The following is a 25073-nucleotide window of genomic DNA, read 5'->3' as shown; positions in this document are numbered from 1 at the left end:
GTCTTTTTGTTTGTACGTGATGGCCTGCCGGAAAGACCCGGTCTCAGCCTTCCAGATCGAAGCGCGCGGTGCGGTCGCTCCGGATATGCGTCTCGACGTCCACCGGCTCGCCATCCAGCGTCAGCGAGACCCCGGACGCGTTGCCCAGGATCACCCGGCCAGGCAGATCCAGGCGAATCTCCTCGCGGTCACCCGAGCTGAGCACGCCGGTCAAAACCACCTCGTCGGCAGCATCGCGGATCTCCACCCAGGAGGTCTCGCCAAATTCCAGCACCAGTTGCGCGCCCTCACCCGCCACCGAACCTTCACCGGAAGTCTCGATCACCGGGGAAGCATCCAGTGGGGCTGCGCTTTCGGCCCGCACGGGGGGCTCTGGCGTGACCGGCTCTTCCGGCACGGCCAGGCGTTCGGTCAGGGCCTCAGCCAGCACGGTGGATTCCGAGGATGCTTCCGGGGCACCGGCCGATCCCTCGGCACCCGCCGGCTCCGGCTGGGTGCCCTCCGGGAGGGCCTCCGGCGCGGGCGTGGCGGGCTCCGGATCGGTGCTCCCGGCAGTCGACGGGCTCCGCCCTTCGGCGTCGTCCGGGGTCTGGAAATCGGCGAGGCTCGGGACGGCATCCCGCGCCTCGCCCAGGTTCAGTGACGGCCACCCGGGCGTGTCCGTGCGCTCGCTCCAGGCATAGACCCCAAGCCCAAGCAGGATCACGGCCAGCAGCAAGGCGAGCCAGTAAATACCGCGGCCGCGCCGACGCTGACGGTCGCGCGCGGAGGGCGTTGCGACGGCCCGGAGTTCGGGGTCGACCATCCCGTGGCTCTCGAAGGACTGAATCCACGGATCCGCGGCCACGCCCAGCTCGCGGGCGCAGGAGCGCAGATAGCCGCGCACGTACGCCGGCGGCATGTGATGAAAGCGATTGGCTTCCAGGTCTTCCAGGGTGCCGCGCCCGAGGTGGATGCGGCTGGCCAGGGTCGCGGTGTCCAGACCGGCCGCCTCACGCGCCCGCCGCAGACTGGCGCCGGGCTCGTCCTCACCGCGGGGCGCCTCCGGTCCGGATGCCTCCGGGTGGTCCCGGGTGGTCAGACCATGCGCGGCGGAGAAGGACGGCTCCGGATCGGGGTCCGAACCCTCGGTGCGCAGGGAGGCGACGTTGTTCGTTGAATCATCGACATCCTCGACTCGCCCGAGGCCCGGTTCCTTGTCGCGTGGATCGCTCACCCTTCACGCTCCAGGCGGCGCAGCTCGGCCATCTCGTCGCTGTCCGGGTGATGGCGGCTCAGGCGCTCGGCACACGCGTTGGCCGCGCGGCTGTTGCCCAGCGCGCTTTCGGCCTGATAGCACAGCAGCAGCGTCTCGGCATTCTCGACCCCCTGGCTGTCCAATCGCTGCAGGAAGGCCCGCGTCTGCATCGGCCGGTCGTCCTGATAAGTCAGCCGCGCCATTTCCAGAAGCGCGCGGGGATACTGCGGATTGAGTTCCAGCGCCCGGCGCAACTGCCGCTCGGCCTCCTCGGCATCGCCCGCGTCCGCGTGACAGACGCCGGAGTTCATGTGGGCGATGTCGCGGCGATCGTAATCCGGATTCTTGATCGCCTTGGCGAACAGCTCCTGAGCCTCGTCGAAGTCCTCGCGGGCGCAAAGCAATGCGCCCAGATTGGTCTGCGCAAAGGGGTTGTCCTCGTCGCGGCGCAGGGCCCGGCGATAGTGTTCCTCGGCACGGTCCAGCTGGTCCTTGCGCTCGTAGATCGCTGCCATACCGATATTGGCGAGGACATAGCCGGGGTCATAGTCCAGCGCCCGCCGCAGGTTGCGCTCGGCCTGCTCGAACTCGCCCTCGCGCAGATAGCCGATGCCCAGTTCGGCATGCACCTCGGCGGCATCCTCGCGTTCGCCGGAGACCGGTCGGTCGGCCGTGGCGGCACAGCCACCCAGCAGCAGCGCCAGGGTCAGAACCCCGGCGATGCGCAAACCCGCGCGTCCAGTCATGAAGCCCTCCGATCCGTCTGTGGCAGCTCGGCATGCAGGCGGAACATGCGCATGCCACGATTGGTTCGATCCTCGACCTGCCCCACCAACTGCCCGCAGGCGGCATCGATGTCGTCGCCCCGGGTGCGCCGGACGGTGGTCACGTAGCCGGCCTTCTGCAGGCGCCGCTCAAAGGCCAGGACGGTGGCCTCCGACGGGCGTTCGAACGGAGCCCCCGGGAACGGGTTGAACGGGATCAGGTTGATCTTGCCGGGAATACCCCGCAACAGCCCGGCGAGCTCGTTGGCGTGCTCGGGCTGGTCGTTGACGCCGGCCAGCAGGACGTATTCGAACGTCACGCCACTGTGGGCATCGGTTGCCTCCACGTAGCGGCGGCAACTGTCCAGTAGCTCGGCGAGCGGGTACTTGCGGTTGATCGGCACCAGACGGTCGCGCAACGCGTCATTGGGCGCATGCAGGCTGACGGCCAAGGCGACATCGGTATGTGCGCTCAGACGATCGAGGGCTGGAACCAGGCCGGAGGTCGAAAGGGTCACACGGCGCCGGCTGAGACCGTAGGCATTGTCGTCGGTCATCAACTGACAGGACGGGACCACCGCATCGAAATTGGCCAGCGGCTCGCCCATACCCATCAGGACCACGTTGCTGACTGCGCGTTTGCGGCCGTCCGGCGCCGGGAGGCGCTGCATGGCCAGCCACACCTGACCGATGATCTCGGCACTGGTGAGATTGCGGTTGAAGCCCTGCTGGGCCGTGGAGCAGAAGGTGCAGTCGAGCGCACAGCCGACCTGGGAGGAGATGCACAGCGTCCCGCGCCCACCCTCGGGGATGAAGACGGTCTCGATGGCATTGCCGTCGGGGAGCCGCAGCACCCACTTGACGGTACCGTCGGAGGAGGCCTTTTCCAGACCGATCTCGGGAACGCGGATCTCGGTCTCGCGCTCCAGACGATCGCGCAGCTTGCGCGACACGTCGGTCATCTGTTCGAAGTCGGTGACCCCGCGCTGATGAATCCACTTGATCAGCTGGGTGGCACGAAAACGCGGTTCACCCCACTGCGCCAGCAGCTCGACGAGCTGTTGGTGGCTGTAGCCCAGGAGATTCAGGGGGGTGGAGGATGTGTGTGCCATAACAGGGACCGGTTGGCTCAAGTCCCCTAGTGTACTGTGCCGAAGGGATGCCTGCCTACGGGGCCCGCTGCGCGGTGCAGCCGGGCCCCGCAGTGCCTGCGGAGCTCTTATCGGGTACGCGGGCAGACGCCGTCGTCACCGAAGAAGAACGCGATCTCGCGCTCGGCGGTTTCCGGGGCATCGGAGCCGTGCACGGCGTTCTCGTCGATGGAGACAGCGAAGTCGGCGCGGATGGTGCCCGGAGCCGCTTCCTTCGGGTTGGTCGCACCCATGATGTCGCGGTTCTTGGCAATGGCGTCCTCGCCTTCCAGGACCTGCACCAGCGCCGGGCCGGAGATCATGAACTCGACCAGATCGTTGAAGAACGGGCGTTCCTTGTGCACGTCGTAGAAGCCTTCGGCCTGCTCGCGGCTCAGGTGCATCATGCGCGCGCCAACGACCTTCAGGCCGGCCTTTTCGAAACGGCTGATGATGTCGCCGATGGCATTCTTGGCAACGGCGTCAGGCTTGATGATGGAAAGGGTGCGTTCAACGGCCATGGGGCGGCTCTCCTGGTACTTGGATTGAATATCGGTCGCTGGGCCCGGCTGCAAACGCGAGAACCCGCCGAACGGCGGGTTCCCAACGCAAAAAAGACGCGGACGCAACGTGCGGCGCGTAGTCTAGCGACCTGACGCCCCTGCAGCAACGTCACCGGCCTGGATTCACCACGAAGCGCACGCAGACACGCAGAAGGTCGAGGGACGACACAGAAGCACAGGCCGGGATACCACTTCGCATCGGTGAGCTATCCTGGCTTCGGGTAGGCGTTTCAGCCCCTTGCCCGTCCCGGTGTCCTCTGTGCTCTCTGTGGCGAAAAAGGGTCTGGCCCTTCTTCGTGTGCTTCGTGGTCGATCCAAAAACCCGTCAGTCGTCGACGTCGGCCTCGTCCATCCAGGCAAGCTGGATCGCCTCGAGGACGCGTTCTCCCGAGCGCTCGGGGTCGTCGTCGAATTCCGGCAGGTTCATCACCCACTGGCGCAGATCCACGAAGTTGATATGGCGCGGATCGACGTCCGGGTGCTCATCGGCCAGCTGGATCGCAATTTCCTGGGTTTCAGTCCACTTCATCGCCTATCCCTCGCTCAGTGGTTCTCGGAGACCTGGTTAATGGTGTACTTCGGCAGTTCCACCACGAGATCGCGGTCGGCCACAACGGCCTGACAGGAAAGGCGCGAGTCCGGCTCCAGCCCCCAGGCCTTGTCGAGCATGTCTTCTTCGTCCTCGGTGGCCTCACCCAGGCTGTCGAGGCCTTCACGTACATAGACATGACAGGTCGTGCAGGCGCAGGACTTCTCGCAGGCGTGCTCGATCTCGATGCCGTTTTGCAGTGCAAGATCACAGATGCTGATGCCCGAAGGGGCATCGAGGGAGGCGCCTTCGGGGCAGATTTCCTCGTGGGGTAGAAAGATTACCTGGGGCATGTTCTCAGTTCCCTGCGTCGTATTCGCTAACGTTGTGACCGGCGAGTGCCCGCCGGATGCTGTCATTCATGCGCCGCGCGACGAAGGCCTCGGAGGCCTGCTCGACGCGCTTGCGCGCGGCCTCGATCGCGTCCGGGTCGTCGCCCTTCTCGCGTTCGGCGCGCAGGGCATCGCGCGCCTGTTCGATGGTCTGGCGCTCCTCCGGCTCCAGGTAGCGATCACCATCGGTCTGCAGCGCGGCGTCGATCGCCTCCAGCACGCGGTCGGCCTCCACCTGTTCTTCGCGCAGGCGGCGGGCCTCCATATCCTCGCGCGCGGACGATGCCGAATCGCGCAGCATCTGCTCGATCTCGGAATCGGTCAGCCCATAGCTCGGCTTGACCTCGATATGCGCCTCCACGCCCTGAGTCTGTTCACGCGCGGTCACGTTCAACAACCCATCGGCATCCACCTGGAAGGTCACCCGGATGCGCGCCGCGCCGGCGACCATCGGCGGGATGCCGGACAGGGTGAACTGGGCCAGCGAGCGGTTGGCGTCCACCACGTCGCGCTCGCCCTGCACCACATGCAGGGACATCGCCGTCTGACCATCCTTGAAGGTGGTGAACTCCTGGGCCCGCGAGACCGGGATGGTGGTGTTGCGCGGGACAATGAACTCGACCAGGCCACCCATCGTTTCCAGGCCCAGGGACAGCGGGATCACGTCCAGCAGCAGCAGTTCCGTATCCGGCTTGTTGCCGGCCAGGATGTCGGCCTGCTGCGCGGCGCCAATCGCCACCACGCGGTCCGGATCGATCCCGGCATGCGGGACCCGACCGAAAAACCCTTCCACCGCCTCGCGCACCGCAGGCATACGGGTGGAGCCACCCACCAGCACGACCTCGTCAATCGCACCCGTCTCCAGGCCCGCATCCTCGAGGACCTGCTGGCAGGCCTTCATGGTGCGATCCAGCAATGGACGAGCCAGCCCCACGAGGGTTTCGCGATCCAACGCGCCGGACCAGGTGGAGCCGTCCGCGCGTACAACCTCGACGGCAGTACTCGCGGCATCGGTCAGGGTCTCCTTCGCCTGGCGCGCGGCCAGCAACACCCGACGCAGGCGCTGCGGGTCGTTCTCGCCGCCCATCCCGGCCTGGTTCAATAGCCAGTCGGCGATGGTGCGGTCGATGTCATCGCCGCCCAGGGCCGAGTCGCCACCGGTCGCCAGCACCTCGAACACACCGCGGCGCAGCTGCAGTATGGAGATGTCGAAGGTCCCACCGCCCAGGTCGTAAACCGCGATGGTGCTCTCCTCGCCCTGATCCAGCCCGTAAGCCACCGCTGCGGCAGTCGGTTCGCTGATCAGGCGAAAAACGTTCAGCCCCGCCAATTGCGCGGCGTCGCGCGTGGCCTGGCGCTGGGCATCATCAAAGTACGCGGGCACGGTGATCACCACGCCCTCGAGTTCGTCGCCCAGGGTCGCTTCGGCCCGCTGGCGCAGGGTGTGAAGGATATCGGCGGACACCTCGACCGCGGTCTTGTCACCCGCGGCCGTCTCGATCCGCGGCACGCTGGACTCGCCGGTCTTGAGGCGGAACGGCAGCTCGCCGGACAGGCGCGCGACATCCGCCGCGCCGCGTCCGATGAGGCGTTTAACCGAGGCGATGGTGTTGTGCGGATCATCCGCCGCGTGCTCCGCGGCCGCATACCCCACGCTCACCCCATCCGCGGCGTAGTGGACCACCGACGGCAGGATATGCCGGCCCTGCTCGTCCGGCAGGGTATCCGCCTCGCCACTACGCACCGTGGCGACCAGCGAATGGGTCGTGCCGAGGTCGATCCCGGCCGCGAGGTGGCGCTGATGCGGCGCGGACTCGGCTCCGGGTTCGGTGATCTGCAATAACGCCATCGGGTGTTCGGCTCCTTCACATGGCCGCGGATCAACCGCGCGCCAGGTTCTGTCGGGTTCGTTTCAATTCGTCCAGCAAGCGGTCGAAAAAGCGCAATTCCAGCACTCGGTCCTTGGCCTCGGGCGCCGGGGCCGCCGGGTCCTTCAGGGCATCCGCGACCTTTGCCCGTGCATCGGCCCGGGCCTGCTCCAGCTCTTCGCCGGCGGCCTCCAGCGCGGCACCATCCCTGGCCGCCGCGGCCTCTTCCATGCGTTCGCGCCACTCGATCTGCGCCTCGATGAACTCGATGTTCTGGCTGGTATCGCGTTCCGGGTCGAACGCCACGCCCGTGCGCTCCAGCAGGTGCAGCGCACGGCGGTAGTCATCCCCGAGGATCGCGTAGGCCTCGTTCACGTCGGCCGCCACCGCCGCCGCCATGCGCCGGGCCTGGTCGCCCTGGCGCACGAAGCGGTCCGGATGCAACTCTGCCTGCAGGCGGCGAAAGCGCTCGTCCAGCTGTTGCCGGTCCACCTCGAAGGCGACCGGCAGGTCGAACTGCTCGAATGGGTCGTTCATCAACTCTCGGCCTCGGGAAGCACTGGCGACGCACTGACAAAAGAAAAGGGGTGGGACGACGACCAGCAATCGGCCGCCATGCACCACCCCGGATGCGATCGTCAGTCAGATACTGAAGCTTTCACCACAGCCACATCGGGCCTTCTCGTTCGGATTATTGAACTTGAACCCTTCGTTCAGGCCTTCCTTGCCGAAATCGAGCTCGGTGCCATCGAGGTACACGAGGGACTTCGGATTCACCACCAGCTTCACGCCGCGATCCTCGAACACCGTATCGGTGTCCTCGATATCGTCGGCAAACTCCACCACGTAGGCCATGCCGGAGCAGCCGGTCGTCCTGACAGCCAGCCGCACGCCCACGCCCTTGCCTCTCTTGTCGAGGAAGTTGTGGATCCTTTCGGCTGCGGGTTCGGTCACTGTAATCGACATAGCACCCTCAGGCAGACTTCTTCTCGGCTTCCGCGGCCTCGCCGTGGCGCTCCTGGTAGTTGGACACGGCCGCCTTGATTGCGTCCTCGGCCAGCACCGAGCAGTGGATCTTCACCGGCGGCAGCGCCAGTTCCTCGGCGATCTGGGTGTTCTTGATCTGGCTGGCTTCTTCCAGGGTCTTGCCACGCACCCATTCGGTGAGCAGCGAGCTGGAAGCGATCGCCGAACCGCAACCGTAGGTCTTGAACTTGGCGTCCTCGATGATGCCGTCGTCGTTGACCTTGATCTGCAGCTTCATCACGTCGCCGCAGGCCGGGGCACCGACCATGCCGGTGCCGACCGTGTCGTCGTTCTTGTCGAAGCTGCCGACGTTGCGCGGATTTTCGTAGTGGTCCAGAACCTTGTCACTGTAAGCCATGACCGTTCTCCTGTTGCGTGTGTACGCGTTGCGTTAGTGGTGTCGAGCGGACCCCTAGTGGGCCGCCCACTCGACGGTGCTCAGATCGACGCCGTCCTGGTACATCTCCCACAGTGGCGAGAGTTCGCGCAGCTTGGCGACCGCGGCGCGCACAATCTTGACCGTGTGGTCGACCTCTTCCACCGTCGTATAGCGACCGATGGAGAAGCGGATGGAGCTGTGGGCCAGCTCGTCGTTGCGGCCCAGGGCACGCAGGACGTAGGACGGTTCCAGACTCGCCGAGGTACAGGCCGAGCCGGAGGACACGGCGATGTCGCGCAGCGCCATGATCAGGCTCTCGCCCTCGACGAAGTTGAAGGAGACGTTCAGGTTGTGCGCCACGCGCTGTTCCTGATCGCCGTTCAGATAGACCTCTTCCATGCCGTCGAGACCCGTCCACAGACGGTCGCGCAGCATGCGGATGCGCTCCAGCTCGGGGCCCATCTCGGCACCGGCGAGCGCAAAGGCCTCACCCATGCCGACAATCTGGTGCGGTGCCAGCGTGCCGGAGCGCATGCCACGCTCGTGGCCGCCGCCGTGCATCTGCGCCTCGATCCGCACGCGCGGCTTGCGGCGCACGAACAGCGCGCCGATGCCCTTCGGACCGTAGGTCTTGTGCGCAGAGAAGCTCATCAGATCCACCGGCAGGCTGGACAGGTCGACTGCGACCTTCCCGGTCGACTGGGCCGCGTCCACATGGAACACGATCCCGCGCTCGCGGCAAAGGTTGCCGATCGCCTCGATGTCCTGGATGACGCCGATCTCGTTGTTCACGTGCATCACCGAGACCACGATGGTGTCGTCACGCATCGCGTCTTGCAGCTCCTGCAGGTCGATCAGGCCGTTTTCCTTCACACCCAGGTACGTGACCTCGAAGCCCTCGCGCTCAAGTTGACGCGTGGTGTCGAGCACGGCCTTGTGCTCGGTCTTCACGGTGATGATGTGCTTGCCCTTGCGCTGGTAGAAGTGCGCGGCACCCTTGATCGCCAGGTTATCGGCCTCGGTCGCACCGGAGGTCCAGATGATTTCCTTGGGATCGGCGCCCACCAGCTCGGCGACCTGGCCGCGAGCGTTCTCCACCGCCTTCTCCGCGCTCCAGCCAAAGCTGTGGCTGCGCGAGGCGGGATTGCCGAACAGGCCGTCCTTGGTCAGGCAGCCGGCCATCTTTTCGGCCACGCGCTCGTCAACCGGCGTGGTCGAGGAATAATCGAGGTAGATCGGCAGTTTCAGGTCACTCATTGCGCGTTAGCTCCTTTCCGCGGCCGCTTTGGCGGTCGCATGGCTTTTTCCGGTCGAGGCTTGCAGAGGGGCGCCGTGCATCACGACCTCCTGCACGCCGTCTTTTTCCATTTGTTCCCGATGGCGCTGCAGTACATCCGCCAGCGAGCGGGTGCTGAGGAAGTCATAGACCTGCTGACTCAGATCGGTCCACAGGTCGTGCGTCAGGCAGCGCGAATCCGAATTGCAGTTGGCCTTGCCGCCGCAGCGGGTGACGTCCACCGGCTCGTCCACCGCCACCACGATATCGGCCACGCTGATCCCCTCCGGTTCACGGCTGAGGGCATAGCCCCCGCCCGGCCCGCGACTGCTGTTCACCAGCCCCTTGCGGCGCAGCCTGGAAAAAAGCTGCTCCAGATAGGACAGCGAAAGCTTCTGCCGCCGCGCCACTTCGGCCAGGGATACCGGCCCGTTGCGGGTGTGCATCGCCACATCGAGCATGGCGGTGACGGCGTACCGGCCTTTGGTCGTCAGTTTCATGGTTGAGTGCACTTGTCAGTCATTTGCCGGCAAGCTTAGCAATACCCGAGCAAAACGATCAAGTATTCCCTTGCTGTTTACGTTCTTGTTGGGGCGCCACGTTCGGCGGAACCTCGCACTCGTCCGGCTCCAGACCTTCCAGATCACAGGCCTCCAGCGGGCCCGAATCGTCCTCGCCCAGGGCCTCGCCCGGATCGATACCGGCGCGCTTGAGCGCCTGGCAGGCCCGTTCCATGCGCTCGTCCAGGTCGTGTACGCGCTGCACGATGCGGTGGATCGCGTTGGCCACCGGATCTGGCATGTCCCGCGAGAGGCCGTAGGCATCGAAGCCCATGCGGTCCGCCATCTGCTGGAAGCGCGGATCGGGCTCGGGCCGCGGGCCGAGCACCCGGGCGGGAATGCCGACCGCGGTCGCCTCCGCCGGAACATCCTTCAGCACCACTGCGTTGGAGCCAATGCGCGCGTGGTCGCCCACGTGGATCGGGCCCAGCAATTTGGCACCCGCACCGATCACCACCTCGTTGCCGAGCGTCGGGTGGCGCTTGCCGCCTTCCCAGGTGGTGCCGCCCAGGGTCACCTGGTGGTAGATCGTGCAGTCGTCGCCGACCTCGGCGGTCTCGCCGATCACCACCCCCATGCCATGATCGATAAAGAACCGTCGGCCGAGGGTCGCCCCCGGATGGATCTCGATGCCGGTCACCCAGCGGCTGAAGTTCGCGATCACGCGCCCCAGCCAGCGCATCCGGTGGTTCCACAACCAGTGCGCGAGGCGGTGATACCACAGCGCATGCAGGCCGGGGTATGCGGTGAGCACCTCGAAGGCGTTGCGTGCCGCCGGGTCACGGTCAAACACGCAGCGAATGTCCTCGCGCATCCTGTCAAACATGGGCCGGCCTCAATTCCCGAGTCATCCGCTAGGTTATCACGCCGGTTTCCGGCGCCCTCAGCGGCCCTTTTCCGTGTGCGTCAATATACCGCGCAGCATGCGCACCTCGCTGCCGGTCAGTCCGGCGCGCATATAGAGGTGCCGCAAGCGCCGCATCAGATTGCGCGGATTGTCCGGGTCGAGCACCTCGATGGTCGTCAGGGCCTGCTCGAAATGACGGAACAGACCCTCCATCTCGTCTTGGGTCGCGAGCGGGTCGCGTGCCTCCCCTGCCGCACTCGCCTGCCCGGGATCCATTCCGGTCAGGTCCGCCATGCGGAGCGCGTAGGTCATTACCTGCACGCTGCCGGCCAGGTTCAGGGAGCTGAAATCCGGCACCGTCGGGATCTGCACAAACGCGTTGCAGTAATCCAGCTCGGTGTTGGTCAGACCACTGTGTTCACGTCCGAAAACCAGGGCCACCGGGCCCAGGGCCGCGTTCTCCAGCGCCTGCCCGGCCGCCACGTCCGGGCCCAGCACTGGTACCGAGTGGGTGCGCAGCCGGGCACTGGTACCCACCACCCACACGCAGTCGGAGACCGCGGCGGCCACATCATCCACCACGCGCGCCCGCGCCAGCAGGTCATCCGCCCCGGACGCCAGCGCCGTGGCATCGGCATGCGGAAACCGCTCCGGCGCCACCAGCACCAGATCCGTCACTCCCATGGCCTTCATCGCACGTGCGGCGGACCCAATGTTGCCCGGATGCGTCGTACCCACCAGCACGACGCGCACCCGGTTCAGGCGTTCTTCCATTCGTGGAGTCTCCGTTGCCATGCCCGCATCAAAGCTCGCGGATTGTACACAGGGGGGCTCTCGACTTCCCAAAAAAGAGCGGCTTGTGTATTGTTCGCGGCCTTCCCGCGGCGCGTGCGCGCGCCCGCCGGACACCCCGAAGAACACCAGGAGACACCCCATGCACCCCATGCTGAACACGGCGGTATCGGCGGCCCGCGAGGCCGGACGCATCACCACCCGCGCCTGGGGCCGGCCGGATCGCATGAACACCCGCGAAAAGGCCCGTAACGACTGGGTGTCGGATGTCGACCTGTCCGCCGAGCAGGCCATCGTGAGCACCCTGCGCCGCGCCTACCCCGACCACTCGATCATGGCCGAGGAAGGCGGCGAACAAAGCGGCAGCGACGCCGACTTCGTCTGGATCATCGATCCGCTGGATGGCACCACCAACTACCTGCGCGAGATCCCGCAGTACGGCATCTCCATCGCCCTGAAACACAAGGGCCGGCTGGAGCAGGCGGTGGTCTACGACCCGCTGAAGGAAGAGCTGTTTACCGCCACGCGCGGCGCCGGCGCCTTCCTCAACAGTCGCCGTATCCGCGTCTCCGAACGCAAGGACCTGAACGGCGCGTTGCTGGGCACCGGCATCCCGTTCCGCGAGGGCCAGGACCTGGAGCGCTACCTGAGCAGCCTGCGCCACTTGGTCCCGGGCACTGCCGGAATACGCCGCCCCGGCTCGGCCGCACTGGACCTGGCCTGGGTCGCCTGCGGGCGCTTCGACGGCTTCTGGGAGATGGGCCTGCAGCCCTGGGACATGGCCGCGGGCCTGCTCCTCGTGCAGGAAGCCGGCGGCGTGGTCAGCGACTGGCAGGGCAACCCGGACGTGATGCGCCGCGGCGACGTCGTCGCCGGCAACCCGAAGGTCCTCAAGGCCATGCTCCAGCGCCTGCACAAGGCCGAAAAGGAAGCCACCTCCCGCTCCGACCAATGAAGGCCTCGCGCCCGCCCCGGGCGCCGGGGGTCAGCCCCCGCCACGCCTGACCTTGCGCTCGATGCGCGTGCGCATCAACCGCAGGGACAACCACACCCCCGCGACCACGACCGGCACCGCCATTCCGATGGCCATGTTCACCGGTAACTGCAACGCAACCACCTCGTCCAGCCCACGTAACAGGTAGGCCACCAGGCTGGTCAGGTAGTAGCTGATCACCACCACCGAAAGCCCTTCCACTGTCCGCTGCAGGCGCAACTGCAGGTCGGCGCGCCGGTTCATCGAGCTCAGCAGGTCACGGTTCTGCCGCTCCAGCGCCACGTCCACCCGGGTGCGCAACAGCGATCCGGTGCGGTGGATGCGCGTGGACAGCACCTCCAGCCGCTCCGCCTGCGACGCGCAGGTACCCATGGCCGGATCCATGCGCCAGCCCAGGTATTCGCACAGGGTCTGCAACCCCGGCATGCGCTTGGTTCTCAGTTCCTCAGCGCCCCTGCTCACCAGCGAGGCATAGGCGCGGGATGCGTGGAAACGGCTGCCGGCATAGCTGCTCAGGCGCTCGACGTCGGATGCAAGGTCGGAGAGCACCGCCAGCAACTGCTGCTCGCGGTCCGATGCGGCGAACTGCTCGGTGATCCCCGCCATCTCGTCGTTAATGTCGTTCAGCCGGCCCTCGAGTTCGTCGAGTTCCGGCATCAGCTCGCGGACCAGCGGGAGCGCCAGCAGGGCCAGCAGCCGGTAGGTCTCCAGTTCGAACAGGCGCTGGGCGATACGCCCGGCCTCACGCCGGGTGAGATCGACATCGCGCACCAGGAAGCGGGAGAAACCGTCCTCGTGGACCCGAAAATCGGTCCATACCAGGCCATCCCCGCCAGCCACGCCGTTGCCGACAATGGGATGCGGAGCGAATACGGCTTCCAGCTTCTCGAAGGATCGCTCCGGCATGTCACGCGACTCCAGCGCCAGATGGATCGCGGCGATGGTGCTCCCTGGCAGCTCGCTCAGCCAGTCGGCCGGCACGCGGTTGATCGCCGGGTCGGCGAACGGGTCGCTGAAGGCTTCTCCGGTCACGAAGAATGACCAGGTGGAGAACTCGTTGTGGCGTTCCCAGCGCAAGCGAAACGGCCCCAGATCGCAGGCGACGAAGTTCTTCTGCGGGACCGGCTCGTTCACGCCAAAACGACGGCAGAGCTCCGCTACCAGTTCACGTTCGCGCTCGGCGGAGTCGCGCGGCGACAAAAGCGCCAGCCACGAGGCAGTCGCAGGGGCGTCCAGCGGCTCGTAGAAACGCGCATGGACTTCATCGTGAATCGACTCCCGCAGGGGGTGACTCGGGGGCAGGGACGGACTCTCTTTCATCGCGGATTAAACCTGAAGACGGCTTCCAGAAGCCCGGGCAGGCCACGCTGACGGAAGTGGATATGGACGGCAAGGACAGCGTGCTGGCCCAGACGCCGCACCGATCAACTTCACTTTAGAGCGCCCGAACCTCGATTGCCGTCACCACGAAGGGCGGACCACTCCTCTCGCCGGGCGAGCTGCCCGCAGCCTGCCCGCCTGCACGACCAGCATGGCCCTGGGGAACCCAGCGTAGTTCGCGCACACCTGCGGCGGCAACGCGAACAACCCCGATTCAGACGGCACCCGTTAGTCGCGTTCCTGCAGCCAAAGGATCAGGCGGGCATGCTGCTCCGGGTCGGCATCGATGGCGCGGCCCGGGCGCAGGTCGTAGTCCGCGAAGGCGGCATCCACCGTCTCGCTGCCCTCGGCCCATTCCTCGCTGAGACGGAAGATCAGGGTCGTCGGGGACGGCCGGTGCACCGCCGGGTGGAAACGCTGGGAGATCATCCCCGGCAGCGGCGGCTCCGGCTCCGAACGGAAGCCGTCACCATCGCGGAAGCGCTCCCAGGCCGCCTCCAGCAGTGCCAGGGCCGGGCCATGTTCACCCTCGCCGGTTGCCGCTTCCCAGTCGCGCAGGCCGCGCGCGACGTAGGCGTAATCGTTGAGCGTAGCGGTGCCCGCCTGCTCGGCGGGCAGCCCCATCAGCGCCGGCAGCTCCGCCGGGTCGGCGGCGACCTCCAGCAGCCAGGCTTGAACCGCCGCGCCCGCGTCAAGGAAGCGCGCATCGTGCGCCGACGCCTCCGCCAGGGCGGACAGCAACAGCCCGTGCGCCCCGGTCAGCACCTTCTCGTCACGCGGCAGGCCGCGCGCCTCGCGCGCCTGGATCAGGGCCTCGCGGCCGGACTCCACCTGCTCGCGAACCTCGTCCCCTGCCAGGTCGAAACGCTCCGCAAGCTGCTCGATCCCCGCGCCACTGCGCGGCAGGTAGCCAAGATCAAAGACCGAGCTGCCCTCCATGCCGAACCAGGCACGCACCAACTCCGGGTACTCGTGGTCCGCGAGTGCGGCTTCCAGATCTTCTTCCGGCCACAGGTAGGCCCCGCCCTCGCGGCCCTGATCGTCCACGGCCGACAGGCTGGAGGCGAACCCGCGGAAACCGCCCTCCGCAGCCTCCGCCTGCGCACCCGTCTCATCCTCGCGCAGGGCCATGTCCCGCTTGACGAAATCGAGGTTCTCGAGCCCCAGATCCACCCAGTCCTCGCGGCCGAAATATTCACCGGCACGCAGATAAACCAATGCGAGCTGTGCCTGATCCTCCAGCATTACCTCGAAGTGAGGCTCGTTCCAGTCCGGTGATTCGGAGTAGCGGAAGAAGCCGCCCCCCAGCACGTCACGCAGACCGGAGTGGGCCATCTCGTCCAGGGTGATCTCGAGAAACTCGGCAACCCAGCCTGGGGCCGTGCCGGCCTGCTCGGCCTCCAGCATCGCGTGCAGGTAGGGCGAATGGGGAAACTTGGTGGAACTACCGAAACCACCCTGAAGGTCGTCGGCCTCGCGCTCCAGGCGGCTCCACAGGACCTGCGGCAGTCGGCCCGCGCGGCCCTCGGAAAGCGGTTCCTCTCCCTTGCGCAGTTGCTGGGTGAGCTCCTCGCCCCCACGCCGGGCGAGATCCACCAGTCGGTCGTAATCCGACTCCAGGCGCTGGGTGATGCCATCGAGGAATTCGGCGAACTGGTCACGCGGGGCATACACCACGCCCGTCAGGGCATGACCGTCGGGGGTCACCACCACATTGAGCGGCCAACCTGCACTACCGGCCGTTGCACGCTGGAACTCCAGCAGATAGCTGTCCAGCGCCCCATTGACCTCGCGATCCACCTTCACCGGAATGAAGTTCGTGTTCATCCGTTCGGCAATACCGTCGTCCTTGAAGCTCTCCTCCTGCATCACGTGACAGTAGAAGCAGGAGTAGTAGCCACTGGAGATCAGCAGCGGGCGTTGTTCTTCCCTGGCCTTTTCCAGCAACGCCGGATCCCAGGCGCGCCACTCAACCGGGTCGTCCACATGCAGACGCAGGTACGGTGACACACTGTCGGCCATCTCCGGGTTGGCTTGAGCCGCACCGGGTGCAGCCAGTGCCACAAGCAACAACGGGACATACATCCCGATCCAGCGGTTTCCGACGGTTGCATACATGCGGGTCTCCAGCAGCATCTAGAAAAGGTTGCTACCCTTTTGGGACGCGCAGACAGGGAAGGTTCATTCCCTTTCCCGGAATCACGCGGATCGCATCGTGCATCACCCCCCCCCTTGTACATGCGATGTACAAATGTCGTACAATTATTTCATGGCGAGCGCGACGCACATCGAACTTCAAGACGAAGAAGGGTTGTACCCGATCCGCCACGTGTGCGCGGAGACGGGGATCAACGACGTCACCCTGAGAGCCTGGGAGCGCCGCTACGGGCTGATCCGGCCGATGCGCACCCCCAAGGGTCACAGGCTCTACAGCCAGAGTGACATCGCCCGCATCAAACGGATCATGGAACTGCTCGAACAGGGCATCCCGGTCTCGCAGGTCCATCGCGTACTGAATGACGAGTCCGCACACGGCACCGCCAGGGCCGAATCACCCGAAGCCGATGACACCTGGCCCCAGGCCGCCAGCGAACGCCGCGCCAGCCCCGGCCCCGGGATCGCCCCCCACACCATGGATCCGATCGCCGAGGCTCTGTATGCCTCGGTGGCCAACCTTAATGCCGACGAGCTGGATCGAATCTACACCCGGCTGGTCATGCGGCACGGCTGGGACGGCGTGCATGAAAGCGCCTTTCTGGAGGTTTATCGCCGCCTGCGCGAGGAATCCCGCCACAGTGCCGAAGGCGAGGTTCGCCTGGCCATCTTCGCCGCCTGGGCCACCGCGGCCTTCGCCGATCAGTTGCGCTCGGCCACACGGGCCTGCGACGAGCCGTCCTACCCCTGCCTGGTGCTGGGCGGCGGCCACCAGCAGGTTGGGGGCATGCTGCTGCAGCTCGCCTGCGCACGCCGCGGCATGAAGACCCTGCCCCTGTTCGATGCCACCAGTCCCGAGGGCCTCGACACGCTGATCCGCCGCCTGCGCGCGCCGGCAATGATCATCCATGGCTCCTCGCAGCTGATGCGCAGCCCCGAGCTTCCGCGGGTGGAGGCGATCCTCAAGCAGTCCGGCCCGCCCTGCTATCTCGCCGGCTCGGCCGCCCTCGAGCTGTCGCAGATGGAACACGGTCGCGAGATCGAGGTCCTGCCCGGACCTCCGCTGGAGGCCGCCGCTCGCCTCTCGCGCCACCTGCCCGACTAACCCCGCTCCACCCGCGCCGGCCCCGTGCCCGATTCCACCTCGCCCGTGGCCGTGCGCACCCTTCTGGTCGTGCTCGGCGACCAGCTGGCCCCGGACCACCCCGGTCTGCAGGGACTGGACCCGACGCAGGATCGCCTCTGGATGGCCGAGGTGGCCGAAGAATCCCGACATGTCCCGTCGCATATCGCGCGGACCGCGCTGTTCCTGTCGGCGATGCGTCACTTCGCCAGGGAACGCCGGGATGACGGTTTTTCCGTCCATTACCGCCACCTCGGGGAACGCCCCGAGCAGACCCTGAACGACGCCCTGCGCGCCGACCTCGAACACCTCCAACCGCAAAACGTGCGCGTGTTGCAGCCGGGCGAACACCGCGTGCTGCGCCAGCTGCAAGCCGCCTGCGCCGACCAGGCGATCCCGCTCGAGGTCCTGGACGATCCGCACTTCCTGGTCCCGCTGGACGCTTTTCACCAATGGGCCAAGGGCCGCAAGCAATTGCGCATGGAGTACTTCTACCGCGAGCAGCGCACAGCCCTGGGCGTGCTGATGAACGGCGACGAGCCCGCCGGTGGACAGTGGAATTTCGACGCCGACAACCGCGGGCATTTCGGGCGTGACGGCCCCGGCCTGCTGCCACCACCCCTTTCCTTTCCGCCGGACGCGCTCACCCGCGAGTGCCTGAACGACATCGCCCGGCATCTCCCGGACCTGCCGGGCCAGGCCGACGGCTTCGACTGGCCCGTCACCGCGCAGCAGGCACAACAGGCGCTGGACGACTTCATCCAGCACCGCCTGCCCGCCTTCGGCACCTATCAGGACGCGATGTGGACTGACCAGCCCTGGCTCTACCACGCCCGCCTGTCCACTGCGCTCAACCTGCACCTGATCCATCCGCGCACGGTGATCGACGCCGCGGAACAGGCCTGGCGCGATGGCCATGCCCCGCTGGCCGCGGTCGAGGGCTTCATCCGCCAGATTCTCGGCTGGCGCGAATACGTGCGCGGGCTGTACTTCCATTTTGGCGAGGCCTGGCACGAGTGGAACGCGCTGGAGACCGACCAGCCGCTCCCCGCCCTCTACTGGGACGCCGACACCTCCATGCAGTGCCTGCACCAGGCCGTCGGCCAGACCCTGCAACTGGGCTACGCCCACCACATCCAGCGGCTAATGGTCACCGGTTTGTTCGCCCAGCTGCTTGGCGTGCGGCCTGCCGCGATCCATGCCTGGTACCTGGGCATCTACGTCGATGCCGTGGAATGGGTGGAGCTCCCCAACGTGATCGGCATGTCGCAATACGCCGACGATGGGCGCATGGCCTCCAAGCCCTACGTGGCCACCGGGCGCTACATCCAGCGCATGAGCAACTACTGCGCGCACTGCCCGTTCGACCCGGCCGAGGCCTTGGGCGACAAGGCCTGTCCGTTCACCACGCTGTACTGGGACTTCCTCGACCGCCACCGCGACCGCTTCGCCCGCCACCCGCGCACCGCGCTGCAGTGGAAACACGTCGAAAAGATGGACCCCGACCGCCTGCAAGCCATCCGCGACCGGGCCGGAGAACTCCGCAAGACTCTCGCCCAGGGAGACCGCATCTGATGCAAAGCCCCGGCCCCACCCTCGTCTGGCTGCGCCGCGACCTGCGCCTGGCCGACCAGCCCGCACTGCAGGCCGCCTGCGAACGCGGCGGCCCGGTGATCCCGGTGTTCATCCATGCCCCGGAGGAAGAGGCCCCATGGCAACCGGGGGCCGCATCCAACTGGTGGCTGCACCACAGCATCAACGCGCTGGACCACGACCTGCGTGCGCAGGGCTCGCGCCTGATCCTGCGCGCCGGTCCCAGCCTCGACACCCTGCGGGCCCTGATCCGCGAGACCGGCGCCACCGCCGTCTACTGGAACCGGCTGTACGATCCCGCCATCGTCCTGCGCGATCCGGACATTAAGGCCGGGCTGCGCGCCGACGGCATCGAAGTACACAGCTTCAATGCCCACCTGCTGATCGAGCCCTGGGAGGTCGCGACCGGCCAGGGCCGCCCCTACAAGGTCTTCAGCCCGTTCTGGAAGGCCTGCCTGCAACGCGGTATCGACCGCGACCCGCTGCCCGCACCCTCCGAGCTCCCGCGACCCGAGGCCTGGCCCGACTCGCTCAATCCCGAACAGCTGGGGCTCCTGCCCGCGATCGACTGGGCCGGCGGCCTGCGCGCCACCTGGACCCCGGGCGAGACCACGGCCCGCGAGCGCCTGGAAGCATTCCTCGACAGCGCCGTGCGCACCTACGCCGAGGGGCGCGACCGCCCGGATCAGGACGGCACCTCGCGCCTGTCGCCGCATCTGCACTTCGGCGAGATCTCCCCGCGCCAGATCCTGCGCGCCCTGCGCGCGGCCGGCCTGCACCCGGACAGCGGCGGCCCCGAGGCCTTCGTGCGCGAACTCGGCTGGCGCGACTTCGCCCATCACGTGCTCTACCACTTCCCGCACACCCCGGAGCAACCGCTCAACCCACGCTTCGAGACCTTCCCCTGGCGCCAAGCCGATCGCGACCTGCGGGCCTGGCAGCGCGGCGAGACCGGGATTCCGATCATCGACGCCGCAATGCAGCAGTTGTGGGAGACCGGCTGGATGCACAACCGCCTGCGCATGGTGGTCGCATCCTTCCTGACCAAGAACCTGCGCCTGCACTGGCAGCACGGGGCCCACTGGTTCTGGGACACCCTGGTGGATGCCGATCTCGCCGCCAACACCCTGGGCTGGCAATGGGCCGGCGGCTGCGGTGCCGATGCCGCGCCCTACTTCCGCGTCTTCAACCCGCAAACCCAGGGCGAACGCCACGACCCCGACGGCACCTTCGTGCGCCGCTTCGTGCCCGTGCTCAAGGATGTCGAAACGCGGTATATTCACGCGCCAGGCGCCGGCGGTGCGCGCGGCTATCCGGCCCCGATCGTGGACCTGAAAGCCAGCCGCCAGGCCGCACTCGAGGCCTTCGAGGCCGTAAAAAACCACTGACCCAGACAGGCCCAACCATGACCTTTTCCGAACAGAATCTGTACTACCCGAAGAATGTCAGCTACAACTTCAGCCGCTACGACGAGACCAGTCCCGTGCGTGTAACCCACGACGGCAAGCGCTTTGTTGGCCAGTTGCTGAACTGCGTGGCCCCCTTCCGCATCCGTGTCACCGAGGAAATCACGGGCCCGGGCGCCTCGCGCTTTACCCCGGTCCGAGAAATCGAGATCCAGAGCCTCGACGGCGTGGAGTACCTGCACAAGGGCCACCACGGCCACTGAGCAGCACGCAAAGGCCGGACCGCTTTCCCGATCCGGCCATTCATTACCCACCCTGACGTTCGCACCCGGAACCCTGCATCGCAGAACCGGGGCAAACACCGATGCGTGTCATTCATGCAGTGTTGCCCTGGCCTGCTACCCTTGAGACAGGACATCCGCAAAAGGGACGAACGCCATGCAACGCCTTCTCGCCTCCTTCCTGATGTGCACCCTGCTGATCCCCGGCCTGGCACTCGCCGACAAGCCCGGCGACCAGCGCGCCATCGCCGGCATGGACACGGGACGCATCCTCTGGGACATCACCATTGCCGACCCGGAACGCCTTATTGCCCGCCTCAGCGTGATCCGCGAGACCTATGACGACATGCAGCGCCAGGGCCTGGAGCCGGAAATGGTCTTCGCCTTCCGTGGCGGGGCGGCCGGCCTGATCGCCCGCTCCACCGATCACCTGGAGCTCGAGGACGTCTCTGCGGTGCGCCATATCCATGAGCGCCTGGAGGGCCTGCTGGAGCTGGATGGCATCCACATGGAGGCGTGCAACATCGCCACGCGGCGCTTCGAGCTCGAACAAGACGACCTATTGCCCGGCATCCACATGGTCGGCAATACGTTCCTGTCGATCATGGGTTACGAGCACCAGGGCTACGCGACCATACGCATCGACTAACCCCAACCGCGGAATGCCGTTACAATCGAGTCGGGCGGACATTCGGCGCGGCCCCGGGACCGCGCCGAAGGCACGGTCACCGGGTCATTTGACCGGGTCACAAATGGCAGCGAACGACTGCCGAGCAAGACAAGGGGAGGCCTCTTTGGCGCATATGGAAATCACGACCTTCGGCACCGTTGGTGTACGCGTGGAGGACCGTGACATACCCGCCCTGTCCGGGACGAAGCTCGGGCTGCTCCTCACCTATGTGGCCGCCGAGAGCCCTCGGCGTATCCCGCGCGAGGAACTGGCCCGCCTGTTCTGGCCGGATCTGGACGCCGACAGCGCCCGGGTTAACCTGCGTCAGGGGCTGTTTCAGCTACGGCGCCAACTCCCTGCCGGCGACCCACCCCTGCTCGACACTACACCCCGCTACGTGCGTTTCCAGCCCCAACCTGAATCGCGCATCGACTTCCTCACCCTGAATCGCGCGCGCGCCGAGCGCCGCACTGCCGAGAGCCGCGAGACGACCGCCGCGTCTGCCGAGCGTGCCCGCGCCGAGCGGCGCACCGCCGAGCGACGCACTGCCGAAAGCCGCGCAGCCACAGCCACCCATCCGAACCTCGCAATCGTCTGCGACTACCGCGGGCACTTCCTCGAGGGACTGCGCGCCCTGCAGGATCTTCCGGAACTGTCCGCCTGGGCCCAGGCCCAGCGTGACCATCACTGGCAAAATCTGCTCGTCTTCATCACCCACAACCTCGTCGCACTGGCCAAGCCCAACGAAGGCGAACCCCTGCTCGCCGAGCTCCACCGCCTGCTGGCGATGGAGCCACACGACGAGACCCTGCACCGCCTCCTGATGAAGGCCCTCGCAGCCAGCGGCCACCCGAAGCGCGCGCTCGATCACTATGCCCATCTCGAGGCCGAGGCCGGCAAGGCACCCGGCGAACTGCTGGCGCGCACGCGCGAGGAAATCCTCGGCGCCGAGCGGGCCGAAGCCACTAGCCAGCGCGTCAAGACCGAGGAGGCCGAACCGGCCATCCTGCGCCCGGAACGTCGTCGGGTCACCGTCGTGGCCTGCCATGTCCAGCCCGACGCGGAAGCCGACATCGAGATCCAGCAGCAGCAGGTGAACCGCGCCCTGGAGCACGTCGACTTCGTCCTGCTGAGCCATCACGGCCATGTGGTGCCCTCCCCGGGACACGGCCTGCTGGCTTATTTCGGCTACCCGGCCGGTCGCGAAGAGGCCACCGTCGACGCCGTACACGCCGCCTGGCAAGCGCTGGAGACCGCCCCCGCCGACTGCAAGCTGCGTCTGGCCGTGGATAGCGATCTGATCGTCACCGGTGCCGACCCCGACCTGCCCGATCCAACCGGCCAGCTCACCGCCCGTGTCCACGACTGCGCGCAGCAAGCCGATCCCGGGACCCTGCGCGTCAGCGCACCGACCTACGCCCGTGTCTCGGGATACTTCAGCTTCCGCGCGACCGACGACGGTACCGGTGCCTACCGCGTCACCGGCGACCCCGGCCCGCTGGACCGGGTGGATGCACAGAGCCTGCGCGACCTCACGCCCCTCACCGGGCGCAGCCAGGAACTGCAACAGCTTCGGGGGCACTGGGACCAGGTCCTGGAAAGCAGCGAGGTCCGCTTCGTGCTGGTCCAGGGTGAGGCCGGGCTAGGCAAGAGCCGGCTTGCCCGGGGACTCGACCAGCAAGTCCGCGGGCAGGCTCGCTCACGCTACCTGCTCAAGTGCCGCGAAGATCGCACTCGGCAGCTCCTGGCGCCTGTACGTCAGGCCTTTGCCACCTGGATGGGTCAGGATAGCCTGCGCGAGGCCCGCCAGCGGCGCCTCGAAGGCGCCCTCAAGATCGCGGGCACCCCCCCCAAACTCGCACCACGCCTCGCCCATTGGCTGACCCACCCGGAGGCCGACGGCCCCGAGAGCCTGGCTCACGAGGGGCTGGACCGCGACCGCATCATCGACACCCTGGTCGAACTGGTCCACCGACGGTCGGCCCATGGATCGACCCTGCTGATCTGCGACGACCTGCACTGGATGGACTCCGGTACCTCGGAGTTCCTGCGACGCCTGTACCAGCGTCTGCATCACCGACCGATCATGGCCATCCTGACGGCCCGCATGAGCTTTCGCTCCTCCTGGCGCGACCTGTCGCTGGAGCACATCCGCCTCCACGGCCTGGACGATGCCGCCGCACACGGCCTGGTGGACCGTCTGGACCCGAATGGCCGCCTTTCCAGCGGCCTGCGCGACCAACTGGTCGAGCGTGGCGAGGGCGTCCCGCTCTTTCTCGAGGAACTCACGCGCTATGCCCTCGAAGCCGCCCGCACCGGCCAGCTGCCCGAAACCCTGCCGCCAGGACTCTCCAATCTCCTGGTCGCGCGTCTGGAACAGCTCGGCAGTGCCCGCGAACTGGCGCATTCCGCCGCAGTCATCGGGCGCGACTTTGACACCCGAATCCTCAGCCGCCTGCGCGGCCAGCCCGCCGATACCATCCGCCGCCAGCTGACGCGCCTGACCGGGAAGGGCTTCATCGAACCCGCCGGCATGGTGGATGGTGTGCGCTATCGCTTCCGCCACGTCCTGTTCCGCCAGGCGGCCTACGAATCGATGCTGCTGAGCGACCGCACCCGTCTGCACGGCCAGCTGGCCGACTTGATGCAGGAAGACGGCGAGCATGGCATGCAGACCGCCGACTGGGGTCGCATCGCCAACCACCTTTACCACGCCGGTCGCTATCCGGAGGCCGTAAACGCCTGGCTGCAGGCCGGTGAAGCCGCCTTCGCCCGCGGCATCCTGCCCGAGGCCTCGCACTACTTCGAAGACGCGCTGGACTGCCTGGAGCGTCACCCAGAGGCCCACGCGAGCGGCGATCTGGCGACCCACGAACGTGACACCTTGCGCGCCCTGGGTGGCCTGGGGGCCTCCAACCTGGCCCTGCTGGGCTACGGTTCGCGCACGGTCAACGATATCTTCGAACGCGCCATGCGCCTCACCGCCCCGGAACAGGACCCGGTGCAATACTTCCGCGTCCTCTGGGGCCTGTGGCACGGCGCCGGCTCCTGGCATGGATTCCAGGAGGCTCATCGCCTCGCCGCGGAGATGGAGCAACTGGCCGAGCGCTCCGGCGACCGCCTGCTGCGCATCGCGGCCCATTATGTCCAGGGCAACACCCATTTCTGGACCGGCCGCTTCGCCGAGGCGCTGGAACACCAGACGCGGGCGGTCAAGCTCTATCGCGACGCCGACCACGCAACCCTGGTGGCGCGCCATACCGAAAACCCGGCCATCAGCGCCCGGGGCTTCATGGCCTGGACGTTGCTCCATCTGGGAAATCACGCGCGCGCCTGGACCGAAATGGATGCCGCGTGCCAACAGGCAGACCAACTCGGCCATCGGCCTACCGAGGCCTTCGTATATGCCTTCCGCTCGGTACTCGGCTTCTACTCCAGCGACCCGGAATCCGCGCTGCCTGCAGCGCGCCACGCGCTATCCATCGCCCGCGAGTACGACTATCCGCTGTGGCGCGCCGCCGGCATCACCCTCGAGAGTTGGGCCCTGGCCCGGCAGGGCCAAGCCGATGCCTACCAGGCCATCGAACAGCAGGTCGAGGCGATGCGCCACATCATGGATGGCGTCAACACCATCTTCCAGCTCATCCTGCTGGACGCCCTGGAGACCAGTGACATCGCGGCCGAACAGCGTCTGGCAATAGCCGACGAGGCGCTGACAGGCTGCCGCAAGCGCGGCGATCTCGCCTTCGAACCGGCCATCCGCCGGTTGCGCGCCGTCGCCCTTCTCGCCAGCAGCAAAGGGAAAGCCGACGACGGCTGGCAGGACCTGGAAAGCGCGCGCAGCATCGCCCACGAACAGGGCAATCCCAACATCGAACGCCAGGCCCTGCTCGATTACGCCCGATTCGCCAGCGACCCCCAGGTGCAATCCTGGGCCGAACGCGAACTCTTGCGCATCAACCACTGCATCATCCCGCGCCCGCACCCCGACGAACCCCGCCAGCGCGATCCCCGCCTCGCCTAAGAAGGCGGCGCTGATTCTTTAATCAGCGCCGCCGTGCGCCTCGGCAACAAAACCTTAACGCCCGCGCAACAAAACCTAGACACTG

Annotated in this window: 23 protein-coding genes; 7 read left to right on the top strand and 16 right to left on the bottom strand. The window is 66.8% G+C overall.

Translation table 11 applies throughout. The annotated features are described in order from the left end of the window. Positions 1-43: 43 nt before the first annotated feature. From D579_RS0104650 to D579_RS0104585, 14 genes are all read right to left on the bottom strand, one after another. Positions 44-1216 (bottom strand): helix-turn-helix domain-containing protein, encoded by a 1173-nt coding sequence (locus D579_RS0104650; RefSeq protein WP_018939090.1) that lies wholly within the window; start codon positions 1214-1216, stop codon positions 44-46. Next, complete coding sequence (gene pilW, locus D579_RS0104645) at positions 1213-1983, bottom strand: type IV pilus biogenesis/stability protein PilW (RefSeq protein ID WP_018169508.1); 771 nt, start codon at positions 1981-1983, stop codon at positions 1213-1215. The genes D579_RS0104650 and pilW overlap by 4 nt, the downstream gene beginning before the upstream one ends. Continuing rightward, the gene (locus D579_RS0104640) at positions 1980-3113 is read right to left on the bottom strand and encodes a bifunctional tRNA (adenosine(37)-C2)-methyltransferase TrmG/ribosomal RNA large subunit methyltransferase RlmN (RefSeq protein ID WP_018145980.1); all 1134 of its coding nucleotides are present in this window, start codon (positions 3111-3113) and stop codon (positions 1980-1982) included. The genes pilW and D579_RS0104640 overlap by 4 nt, the downstream gene beginning before the upstream one ends. Positions 3114-3220: 107 nt before the next feature. Next, positions 3221-3652 carry a nucleoside-diphosphate kinase gene (gene ndk / locus D579_RS0104635; protein ID WP_018145981.1) on the bottom strand — a complete coding sequence of 144 codons (432 nt, stop codon included), beginning with the start codon at positions 3650-3652 and terminating at the stop codon, positions 3221-3223. Between the two features lie 367 nt (positions 3653-4019). Beyond that, complete coding sequence (gene iscX / locus D579_RS0104630) at positions 4020-4223, bottom strand: Fe-S cluster assembly protein IscX (protein WP_018145982.1); 204 nt, start codon at positions 4221-4223, stop codon at positions 4020-4022. 14 nt (positions 4224-4237) lie between these two features. Next, complete coding sequence (gene fdx, locus D579_RS0104625; protein WP_018951248.1) at positions 4238-4576, bottom strand: ISC system 2Fe-2S type ferredoxin; 339 nt, start codon at positions 4574-4576, stop codon at positions 4238-4240. A gap of 4 nt (positions 4577-4580) precedes the next feature. Beyond that, complete coding sequence (hscA, locus tag D579_RS0104620; protein WP_018951247.1) at positions 4581-6464, bottom strand: Fe-S protein assembly chaperone HscA; 1884 nt, start codon at positions 6462-6464, stop codon at positions 4581-4583. Positions 6465-6495: 31 nt separating this feature from the next. Beyond that, positions 6496-7020 (bottom strand): Fe-S protein assembly co-chaperone HscB, encoded by a 525-nt coding sequence (hscB, locus tag D579_RS0104615; protein ID WP_018951246.1) that lies wholly within the window; start codon positions 7018-7020, stop codon positions 6496-6498. Between the two features lie 105 nt (positions 7021-7125). After that, positions 7126-7449, bottom strand: coding sequence for an iron-sulfur cluster assembly protein IscA (gene iscA, locus D579_RS0104610; protein WP_018939093.1), 324 nt, complete (start codon positions 7447-7449; stop codon positions 7126-7128). A gap of 7 nt (positions 7450-7456) precedes the next feature. Next, positions 7457-7867, bottom strand: coding sequence for a Fe-S cluster assembly scaffold IscU (iscU, locus tag D579_RS0104605; protein ID WP_018145987.1), 411 nt, complete (start codon positions 7865-7867; stop codon positions 7457-7459). A 54-nt stretch (positions 7868-7921) separates the two neighbouring features. Continuing rightward, positions 7922-9145 carry an IscS subfamily cysteine desulfurase gene (locus D579_RS0104600; RefSeq protein WP_018145988.1) on the bottom strand — a complete coding sequence of 408 codons (1224 nt, stop codon included), beginning with the start codon at positions 9143-9145 and terminating at the stop codon, positions 7922-7924. A 6-nt stretch (positions 9146-9151) separates the two neighbouring features. After that, positions 9152-9664, bottom strand: coding sequence for an Rrf2 family transcriptional regulator (locus D579_RS0104595; protein WP_018145989.1), 513 nt, complete (start codon positions 9662-9664; stop codon positions 9152-9154). A 58-nt stretch (positions 9665-9722) separates the two neighbouring features. Then, positions 9723-10550, bottom strand: coding sequence for a serine O-acetyltransferase (gene cysE / locus D579_RS0104590; RefSeq protein WP_019568247.1), 828 nt, complete (start codon positions 10548-10550; stop codon positions 9723-9725). A gap of 57 nt (positions 10551-10607) precedes the next feature. Then, the gene (locus tag D579_RS0104585; RefSeq protein WP_018951245.1) at positions 10608-11345 is read right to left on the bottom strand and encodes an RNA methyltransferase; all 738 of its coding nucleotides are present in this window, start codon (positions 11343-11345) and stop codon (positions 10608-10610) included. A gap of 160 nt (positions 11346-11505) precedes the next feature. On the opposite strand from D579_RS0104585, the gene D579_RS0104580 reads away from it, so the two are divergent. Continuing rightward, a complete protein-coding gene (locus D579_RS0104580; RefSeq protein ID WP_018951244.1) occupies positions 11506-12318 on the top strand; it encodes an inositol monophosphatase family protein in 813 nt (270 codons plus the stop codon). A gap of 30 nt (positions 12319-12348) precedes the next feature. Here the strand turns inward: D579_RS0104580 and D579_RS0104575 are convergent, their stop codons facing one another. Beyond that, positions 12349-13677 (bottom strand): DUF3422 family protein, encoded by a 1329-nt coding sequence (locus tag D579_RS0104575; RefSeq protein ID WP_018951243.1) that lies wholly within the window; start codon positions 13675-13677, stop codon positions 12349-12351. Positions 13678-13965: 288 nt separating this feature from the next. Next, on the bottom strand, positions 13966-15855 hold the full coding sequence (locus tag D579_RS0104570) for a thioredoxin domain-containing protein (RefSeq protein ID WP_018938730.1): 1890 nt from the start codon (positions 15853-15855) through the stop codon (positions 13966-13968). Positions 15856-15988: 133 nt separating this feature from the next. On the opposite strand from D579_RS0104570, the gene D579_RS0104565 reads away from it, so the two are divergent. From D579_RS0104565 to D579_RS0104540, 6 genes are all read left to right on the top strand, one after another. Further along, the gene (locus tag D579_RS0104565; RefSeq protein WP_018951242.1) at positions 15989-16996 is read left to right on the top strand and encodes a MerR family transcriptional regulator; all 1008 of its coding nucleotides are present in this window, start codon (positions 15989-15991) and stop codon (positions 16994-16996) included. A gap of 45 nt (positions 16997-17041) precedes the next feature. After that, positions 17042-18589: a cryptochrome/photolyase family protein gene (locus D579_RS0104560; protein WP_018951241.1), complete on the top strand. Its 1548-nt coding sequence runs from the start codon at positions 17042-17044 to the stop codon at positions 18587-18589. Continuing rightward, a complete protein-coding gene (locus tag D579_RS0104555; RefSeq protein WP_018951240.1) occupies positions 18589-19995 on the top strand; it encodes a deoxyribodipyrimidine photo-lyase in 1407 nt (468 codons plus the stop codon). Before D579_RS0104560 ends, D579_RS0104555 begins: the two co-directional genes overlap by 1 nt. A 17-nt stretch (positions 19996-20012) precedes the next feature. After that, complete coding sequence (locus tag D579_RS0104550; RefSeq protein ID WP_018938726.1) at positions 20013-20276, top strand: hypothetical protein; 264 nt, start codon at positions 20013-20015, stop codon at positions 20274-20276. 175 nt (positions 20277-20451) lie between these two features. Further along, a complete protein-coding gene (locus D579_RS0104545) occupies positions 20452-20943 on the top strand; it encodes a hypothetical protein (protein ID WP_018951239.1) in 492 nt (163 codons plus the stop codon). A 154-nt stretch (positions 20944-21097) separates the two neighbouring features. After that, positions 21098-24988, top strand: a complete 3891-nt coding sequence (locus D579_RS0104540) for an AAA family ATPase (protein ID WP_018951238.1) — start codon at positions 21098-21100, stop codon at positions 24986-24988. The last annotated feature ends 85 nt before the right edge of the window (positions 24989-25073 follow it).

The organism is Thioalkalivibrio sp. AKL12 (assembly GCF_000377925.1).
GTDB classification, from domain to species: domain Bacteria; phylum Pseudomonadota; class Gammaproteobacteria; order Ectothiorhodospirales; family Ectothiorhodospiraceae; genus Thioalkalivibrio; species Thioalkalivibrio versutus.
The sequence above is the reverse complement of the archived record's forward strand: the minus strand, read 5'-3'. Positions and strand labels throughout refer to the sequence as shown.